Genomic DNA, 7,469 nt, shown 5'->3' with positions numbered 1-7,469 from the left:
ACCGCGCCGACGGGCTCCTCGGCCTCTCGAACCTCTACATCAAGGACGACAGCCGCAACCCGACGGCCTCGCTCAAGGACCGCGCGACGGCCGTGGCGATGGCGCGCGCGCTGGCGGAGGGCGCGACCGCGGTCGCGGCCGCGTCGACGGGCAACGCGGGCTGCTCGCTCGCCGGGTTCGCGGCGGCGGAGGGTCTGCCCTGCTACATCTTCGTCCCGAAGGCCGCGCCGAAGCCGAAGGTCGCCCAGCTCCTCGTGTACGGCGCGACGGTGCTCGCGGTGGACGGCACGTACGACGACGCGTTCGACCTCGCGGCCGAGGCCATCGAGAAGTTCGGCTGGTACAACCGCTGCTGCGCGGTCAACCCGTACCTCGTTGAGGGGAAGAAGACCGTCGCGTTCGAGGTGTGCGAGCAGCTCGCCTTCCGCGCGCCGGACCGCGTGTTCGTGCCGGTGGGCGACGGGTGCATCATGAGCGGGACGTACAAGGGGTTCGCGGAGTTCGCGCGCCTCGGCTTCACGGAGAAGGTGCCGGCGCTCGTTGGCGTGCAGGCCGAGGGGCTCGCGCCGCTGGCGCGCGCGTTCGCCGGCTGCCGCGACGTCGAGCCGTGCAGGGGACGCACGTGCGCCGACAGCATCGCGGTCGGCCACCCGCGCAACTGGCGGAAGGCGCTGCGCGGCGTCCGCGCGAGCGAAGGCTCGATGATGACCGTGAGCGACGACGAGATCCTCGACGCCATCCCGACGCTCGCTCGCGCGACCGGCGTGTTCGGCGAGCCCGCTGGCGTGACGGCGTTCGCCGGGCTTGCGAAGGCCGTGCGCGAGGGGCAGGTCTCGCGCGACGAGACGGTCGTCGTGCTCATGACGGGGAGCGGGCTTAAGGACACCGAGAACGCGATGCGCGCGGTCGGGAAGCCCATCGAGATCGGTCGGTCGCTCGCCGATGTGGAGCGGGCGGTGGGGGCGCGGTGAAGCTCACGCTCACGGTCAACGGCGCCGCGCGGACGGCCGAGGTCGGTCCGACCACGACCCTCGTCGAGCTTCTCCGCGGGCCGCTCGGCCTGACCGGCACCAAGGTCGGCTGCGGCCGCGGCGAGTGCGGTGCGTGCACGGCGCTTCTCGACGGGCGGCCCGTGAACTCGTGCATCGTGTTCGCGGCGCAGTGCGAAGGCCGCAACGTGCTCACCATCGAGGGGCTCTCGGAGGCTGGCGAGCTTCACCGCATCCAGCGCGCGTTCGTCGAGACGGGCGCCGTCCAGTGCGGGTTCTGCACGCCGGGCATGATCATGTCGGCGTACGCGCTCCTCCGCGACAAGGCGCGGCCGAGCCGCGAGGAGATCGTCGAGGCCATCGCCGGGAACCTCTGCAGGTGCACGGGGTACGCGAAGATCGTCGAGGCGGTGGAGCGGGCGTCGGAGTGACCGAGCGCGGCGGGGGACAGGGAGGCGGCATGGAGTTCCGTGACAGCGGCAGCGTGCTGATGGTGCGTCTCTACCAGGACGAGGACCTCTTCGCGTCGCTTCGCGAAGCGTGCCTCAAGTCCGGCCTCAAGACAGGCATCGTGGTGTCCGGCATCGGGATGCTCAAGCAGAGCGAGCTCAGTTTCTTCCTGCGGCAGGAGCAGTATCACACCGCGCTCTTTCCCGAGCCGCTCGAGCTCGTCTCGCTCACGGGCAATGTCCTCGCGCAGGACGGCGACGTCGTGTTCCACCTTCACGCCGTGCTCGCGCGCGAGAGCAAGGAGACCGTGGCCGGTCATCTCTCGAAGGGGAAGGTCAACGTCACGAACGAGATCGCCGTCCTCAAGACCGACATCGCGGCCGAGCGGCGGCAGGACCCGGCCACAGGCCTCATGGCCCTTCACTTCAAGTAGGAGTCGCGCATGAGTCCCACGTCCAGCGAGCTCAGGGAGATTGCGAAGATCGTGCGGCGCGACGTCCTCACGATGGTCCTCGAGGCGGGCTCCGGGCACGTCGGCGGGTCGCTGTCGTGCGCCGACATCCTCGTCGCGCTCTACTGGCAGGTGCTCCGGATCAGGCCCGAGCGGCCGACCTGGGAGGACCGCGACCGGTTCGTGCTGTCGAAGGCCCACGCGGCGCCGGCGCTCTACGCGGCGCTCGCGCGCCGGGGGTACTTCGAGATGCGCGACCTCCTCACGTTCCGCAAGCTCAAGTCGAAGCTGCAGGGCACGCCCGACCCTCACAGGACCGCGGGCGTGGACGTCTCGGTGGGCTCGCAGGGCGAGGGGCTCTCCATCGCCAACGGCATCGCGGTCTCGGCCCGACGGGCCGGGAAGGGGTTCCGGGTGTACTGCCTCCTGGGCGACGGGGAGCTGCAGGAGGGGCAGGTGTGGGAGGCGGCCCTGACGGCGGCGCACCTCAAGCTCGACAGTGTCTGCGCGATCGTGGACCGGAACGGCCTCATGGGCGCCGGGGCGACCGACGAGATCGCCGCCCTCGGCCCTCTGGCCGACAAGTGGCGGGCCTTCAACTGGCGCGTGAGCGAGGTGGACGGCCACGATCTCGACCAGCTCACGGCCGCGTTCACCGAGGCATCGTCGGTGAAGGGGCAGCCCGCCGTGATCATCGCGAACACCGTGAAGGGCAAGGGCGTTCCCTTCATGGAGGGGAAGGTCGAGTGGCACGACCGGAAGCTCACGGTCGACGTGTACGAGGAAGCCATGAAGGCGCTCACGTAGGCGCCGAGTCCCCCGGAGCGTGACAATGGCCGAAATGGGTCTTGCGGATCTCCACCACCGTGTCGTCGAGACCGAGGCGACGGTGCGCGGCTACGAGCGCGGGCTCGTCGAGCTCGCCGAGCGCGGCGTGGACGTGCTCGTCATGGACGCCGACCTCGGCGCGGCGGGCGGCACCGGCGAGTTCAGGAAGCGTTTCCCCGACCGGTTCATGGAGTTCGGGTTGTCGGAGCAGGACATGCTGGGCACGGCGGCCGGGCTCGCGCAGGCGGGCCACGTCGTCTTCGTCACGGCCCACGGGATGCTCGCCGCCGCGAACGCCTGGGACGTGATCCGTTCCACGATCTGCACGGCCTCGCTCAAGGTCGTCGTGTGCGGCATCGACGCCGGGTTCTCGTCCGGCGGCGACGGCTGCGCGAGGCAGTCGCTCGAGGACGTCGCGGTCATGCGGGCGCTTCCCGGGATGACCGTCATCGTGCCGGTGGACGCCGTCGAGGCGAGGAAGGCGACGGTCGCCGCGGCGAGGATCCCCGGTCCCGTGTACGTCCGCTTCGCCACGTCGCGCACGCCCGTCGTCACGACCGACATGACGCCGTTCACGGTGGGGCAGGGCGCCGTGTACCGGCAGGGCGAGGACGCGACGGTGATGGCATGCGGCGTCATGGTGTACGAGGCGCTCCGGGCGGCGCGGCAGCTCGAGGACGGGGGGCTCTCGGTGCGCGTCGTCAACTGCCCCACGATCAAGCCGCTCGACCGGGCCATCGTGAACCGGGCCGCCGTCGAGACGGGCGCGCTCGTGACGGCGGAGGAGGGCTCGACGATCGGCGGGCTCGGGGGCGCGGTCGCCGAGGCGCTGGCGCAGTCGCCGAGGCCGTCGCCGCTTCGGATCATGGGCATCGAGGACAGGTTCGGCGAGTCAGGCGACCACGAGCAGCTTCTCTCGCACTTCGGCCTCTCGGCCCGCGAGATCGTCTCGAGCGTCAAGGACGTGGTGGCGCGGAAGCGCGCGATCGCGGCGGGAACCGACGCGGGAGGGACCACGTAGAGGCGCGTGCGCGGGGCGGCCGGGCGCGCGACCCGGACCCGTGCGAACACATACAGAGGAGGGACGCGATGTTCGCGAAGCGGATGGACAGGCTGGGGACGGAGACCGCCTTCGAGGTGCTCGCGAAGGCGAAGGCGCTCGAGGCGCAGGGCAGGGACATCGTGCACCTCGAGATCGGCGAGCCGGACTTCGACACGCCGGACAACATCCGGAAGGCGGCCGAGAAGGCGATCTGGCAGGGCTACACGCACTACGGCCCGTCGGCCGGGCTCATGGAGGCGCGGAAGGCCGTCTGCGAGTACTTCGCCGCCGACCGCGGCATCGAGTACGAGCCGGACCAGATCGTGCTCACGCCGGGCGGGAAGCCCGTCATCTTCCTTCCCATCCTCGCGCTCGTGGACCACGGCGACGAGGTCATCTACCCGAACCCGGGCTACCCGATCTACGAGTCGGCGATCAACTTCGCCGGCGGGAAGGCCGTTCCCCTCGTGTATCGCGAGGAGCGCGACTTCCGGTTCGACATGGCCGAGCTCGAGGCGAAGATCAACCCGAAGACCAAGATGCTCATCCTGAACTCGCCGGCGAACCCGACGGGCGGCATCCTCGAGGAGAGCGATCTTAAGCGCATCGCTGAGCTGTGCGTCAAGAACGACGTGGTCGTGCTCTCGGACGAGGTCTACTGCAAGATCATCTACGAAGGCAAGCACCACTCCATCGCGACGTACCCGGGGATGAAGGAGCGCACGATCCTCATGGACGCGCACTCGAAGACCTACGCGATGACGGGGTGGCGGCTCGGGTTCGCCGCGATGCCGAAGCCGATCGCCGAGAGGTTCACGAAGCTCAACACGAACGTGTACTCGCACGCGACGACGTTCGTGCAGCTCGCGGGCATCGAGGCGCTCAAGGGCCCGCAGGACAAGGTCAAGGAGATGGTGGCGACCTTCGACAAGCGCCGGAAGGCGATCGTCGCGGGCATGAACTCGATCAAGGGCTGGAAGTGCCTGATGCCCAAGGGCGCGTTCTACGTGTTCCCGAACATCACGGGCACCGGCATGAAGTCGAAGGAGCTCGCGGACAAGCTCCTCAACGAGGCCGGCGTCGCGTGCCTTGCCGGGACCTGTTTCGGCGCGCACGGCGAGGGGTTCCTGCGGTTCAGCTACGCCAACTCGCTCACGAACATCGAGAAGGCGCTCGATCGGATCAAGGGCGTGCTCGCGCACCAGTAGGCGCGGAGCGGAAGGGCATATGGTCTCAACGGTTGTGCTTGCCGCCGGCGAGTCGAAGCGGATGGGCAGGAAGAAGGAGGCTCTCCCGATCGCCGGCGAGCCGATGGTGAGCGTCGTCGTCCGGAAGCTGCTCGGGGCGCGCGGCGTGGACGAGGTCGTCGTCGTGCTGGGGCACGGCGCCGAGGAGGTCGGGGCCGCGCTCTCGGGCATCGCGGACGAGCGGATCGAGCTCGTCGGCAACCGGCGCTACGCGGAAGGCATGGGGGCGTCGCTCGCCCTCGGGGCGAGCGCGTGCTCGTGGGGCGCCGACGCGATCCTCGTGGCGCTGGCCGACGCGCCGTTCTTCAGGACGCAGGATGTCGAGGCGCTCCTCGCGGCCCACGGGAGGGGCGCGAAGATCGCCGTGCCGGCGTTCGGCGGCCGCCGCGGGCACCCGGTCCTGTTCGACGGGTCGTACCGCGAGCGGCTGGAGGCGCTGGCCGGCGACGCGGGCGCGCGCGGGATCCTCGAGTCCGACGCGGCCTCGGTGGTCGAGGTCGAGCTCGACGACGACGGCTTCCTCCTGGACATCGACGAGGACGACGACTACGAGGCCGTGCGGGGCGGTGTGACGACAACGTGAGACCGGTTGACCTCTACGCCGAGATCGCCCGGATGCATCGCGACGGCGTCACGGGCGTCGTGGCGACGGTCGTCTCGGTCGGCGGGTCGACGCCGCGGGGCGCCGGCGCGAAGATGATCGTCTATGCCGACGGCCGGACGCTGGGGACCGTCGGGGGCGGCGCCGTCGAGTCCGCGGTCATCGAGCGGGCGAAGGCGCTTGCGGGCTCGCGGGATCCCGTTCTCCTCTCGTTCGACCTGGGCCCCGACGTCGGCATGGCGTGCGGCGGGCGGATGGACGTGTTCCTCGAGCCGGTGTCGGCGGGCGCGCGCGCGGTCGTCATCGGCGGCGGCCACTGCGGCCAGGCGGTCGCGGCGGCGGCGCGGCAGGCGGGCTTCCGCGTGACCGTCGTCGACGACCGCGAGGACATGGTGACCGCGGAGCGCTTCCCGGGGGCGGAGCGTCGCGTCGCGGGCGGTGTCGAGGCCGTCGGCTGGCTCGGGATCGACGGGGAGACGTTCGTCGTGGTCGTCACGCGCGGGCACCGCTTCGACCAGGAGTGGGTGAAGGCCGTCCTCCCGTTCGCGCCCCGCTACCTCGGGATGATCGGGAGCGAAGAGAAGGTCCGCGCGTCGTTCGCGGGTCTCGCGCGTGACGGCGTCCCGGCCGAGGCCATCGAGCGCGTGCACGCGCCCATCGGGCTCGACATCGGCGCTGAGACGCCGGAAGAGATCGCGGTGAGCGTGGTGGCCGAGATGATCGCCGTGAGGCACGGCGTGCGGGACACGGTGATGCTGCGGGACAAGCCGGGGCGGAAGGGGAAGGACCGTTGAGCGGCGCGCGACCGTCGGGCGCGGGGGGCGGCGGCGCGCGACCGCCGTCGCCGGACACGCCGCCGCTCGTCGTGGTGCGCGGCGGCGGCGACCTCGGGACGGGCGTCGCGCACGCGCTGTGTGGTGCGGGATACCGCGTCCTCGTGCTCGAGACCGACCGGCCGCGGGCCGTGCGGCGCGCGGCGGCGTTCGCCGAGGCGGTGTACGCCGGGCGGGCGGTCGTCGAGGGCGTGGAGGCGATCCTCGTCCCGACGCCCAGGGCCGCGTCGGCGCTCGGCGGCGGGGCGCTGCCGGTGGCGGTGGATCCCGAGGGCGCGCTCGTCCGATCGCTCAGGCCGGCCGCCGTCGTGGACGCGCGGATGGCAAAGCGGAACCTCGGAACGTCGCGGGCCGACGCGCCGGTGACCATCGCGCTCGGGCCGGGGTTCGAGGCGGGGCGGGACGTGGACGTCGTGATCGAGACGAACCGCGGTCCGGCGATGGGGAGCGTGATCGAGCGCGGCGCCGCGGAACCCGACACGGGCGTGCCAGGCGAACTCGGCGGCGTCGCGCTCGAGCGCCTTCTCCGCGCGCCGGCCTCGGGCGAGTTCCGGGCGACGCGGCGCATCGGCGACCTCGTGCGCGAGGGGGATGTGGTCGGCGCGGTCGGCGGGGCGCCGGTCGCGGCGCGCATCAGCGGGGTGCTGCGGGGACTCGCGGCGGACGGGCTCCCGGTCGCGTCGGGGCAGAAGGTCGGCGACGTGGACCCGCGCGGGGCGGAGGTGGACGCGACGCTCATCTCGGACAAGGCGCGCGCCGTCGGGCGAGCGGTGCTCGCGGCGCTCCGCGCCCGCGGCGTCGCACCGAAGGCCGCCGGGTGACGGGCCCGCGGGCCGCGGGCGGGAGCGCCCGCGGCGTCCAGCCGGCCGGGGAGTGACGCCGATGTACGCACCGGCCTGGTACGCGCCGAGGACGGTCGAGGAAGCGCTGGCCGCGCTGGACGCCGCCGACGGCGCGCGCCCGATCGCGGGCGGCACCGACCTCGCGGTGCGCATCCTCGACGGGGCGGCACGGCCGCCCGTGCTCGT

At 72.0% G+C, this 7,469-nt stretch carries 10 protein-coding genes; all 10 read left to right on the top strand.

Annotated elements, in window-relative coordinates:
- The coding region (gene thrC / locus FJY74_09050) for a threonine synthase (protein MBM3308460.1) at positions 1-971 on the top strand (971 nt) is incomplete at its 5' end.
- Positions 968-1,420: a (2Fe-2S)-binding protein gene (locus FJY74_09045; protein ID MBM3308459.1), complete on the top strand. Its 453-nt coding sequence runs from the start codon at positions 968-970 to the stop codon at positions 1,418-1,420. The genes thrC and FJY74_09045, both read left to right, overlap by 4 nt.
- Before the next feature lie 29 nt (positions 1,421-1,449).
- Positions 1,450-1,872 (top strand): DUF296 domain-containing protein, encoded by a 423-nt coding sequence (locus tag FJY74_09040; protein ID MBM3308458.1) that lies wholly within the window; start codon positions 1,450-1,452, stop codon positions 1,870-1,872.
- A gap of 9 nt (positions 1,873-1,881) precedes the next feature.
- Positions 1,882-2,697 (top strand): transketolase, encoded by an 816-nt coding sequence (locus FJY74_09035; protein MBM3308457.1) that lies wholly within the window; start codon positions 1,882-1,884, stop codon positions 2,695-2,697.
- A 25-nt stretch (positions 2,698-2,722) separates the two neighbouring features.
- A complete protein-coding gene (locus FJY74_09030) occupies positions 2,723-3,739 on the top strand; it encodes a transketolase family protein (GenBank protein MBM3308456.1) in 1,017 nt (338 codons plus the stop codon).
- Positions 3,740-3,807: 68 nt separating this feature from the next.
- The gene (locus FJY74_09025; protein ID MBM3308455.1) at positions 3,808-4,968 is read left to right on the top strand and encodes a pyridoxal phosphate-dependent aminotransferase; all 1,161 of its coding nucleotides are present in this window, start codon (positions 3,808-3,810) and stop codon (positions 4,966-4,968) included.
- A gap of 19 nt (positions 4,969-4,987) precedes the next feature.
- A complete protein-coding gene (locus tag FJY74_09020) occupies positions 4,988-5,590 on the top strand; it encodes a nucleotidyltransferase family protein (GenBank protein MBM3308454.1) in 603 nt (200 codons plus the stop codon).
- Complete coding sequence (locus FJY74_09015) at positions 5,587-6,402, top strand: XdhC family protein (GenBank protein MBM3308453.1); 816 nt, start codon at positions 5,587-5,589, stop codon at positions 6,400-6,402. Before FJY74_09020 ends, FJY74_09015 begins: the two co-directional genes overlap by 4 nt.
- Positions 6,399-7,262 (top strand): EF2563 family selenium-dependent molybdenum hydroxylase system protein, encoded by an 864-nt coding sequence (locus tag FJY74_09010; protein MBM3308452.1) that lies wholly within the window; start codon positions 6,399-6,401, stop codon positions 7,260-7,262. The genes FJY74_09015 and FJY74_09010 overlap by 4 nt, the downstream gene beginning before the upstream one ends.
- Before the next feature lie 61 nt (positions 7,263-7,323).
- Positions 7,324-7,469, top strand: a 146-nt coding sequence (locus FJY74_09005) for an FAD binding domain-containing protein (GenBank protein ID MBM3308451.1), incomplete at its 3' end; no start/stop codon positions are given.

Origin of the sequence: Candidatus Effluviviaceae Genus I sp. (genome assembly GCA_016867725.1) — a bacterium.
Lineage (GTDB): Bacteria > Joyebacterota > Joyebacteria > Joyebacterales > Joyebacteraceae > VGIX01.
This window is presented reverse-complemented; position numbering and strand designations above follow the sequence as displayed.

What these genes read in the sequence shown, in the direction of transcription:
- FJY74_09030 (MBM3308456.1), top strand. Translation starts at nt 2,723, where the DNA reads ATGGCCGAAATGGGTCTTGCGGATCTCCACCACCGTGTCGTCGAGACC.
- FJY74_09020 (MBM3308454.1), top strand. Translation starts at nt 4,988, where the DNA reads ATGGTCTCAACGGTTGTGCTTGCCGCCGGCGAGTCGAAGCGGATGGGC.
- FJY74_09025 (MBM3308455.1), top strand. Translation starts at nt 3,808, where the DNA reads ATGTTCGCGAAGCGGATGGACAGGCTGGGGACGGAGACCGCCTTCGAG.
- FJY74_09040 (MBM3308458.1), top strand. Translation starts at nt 1,450, where the DNA reads ATGGAGTTCCGTGACAGCGGCAGCGTGCTGATGGTGCGTCTCTACCAG.
- FJY74_09035 (MBM3308457.1), top strand. Translation starts at nt 1,882, where the DNA reads ATGAGTCCCACGTCCAGCGAGCTCAGGGAGATTGCGAAGATCGTGCGG.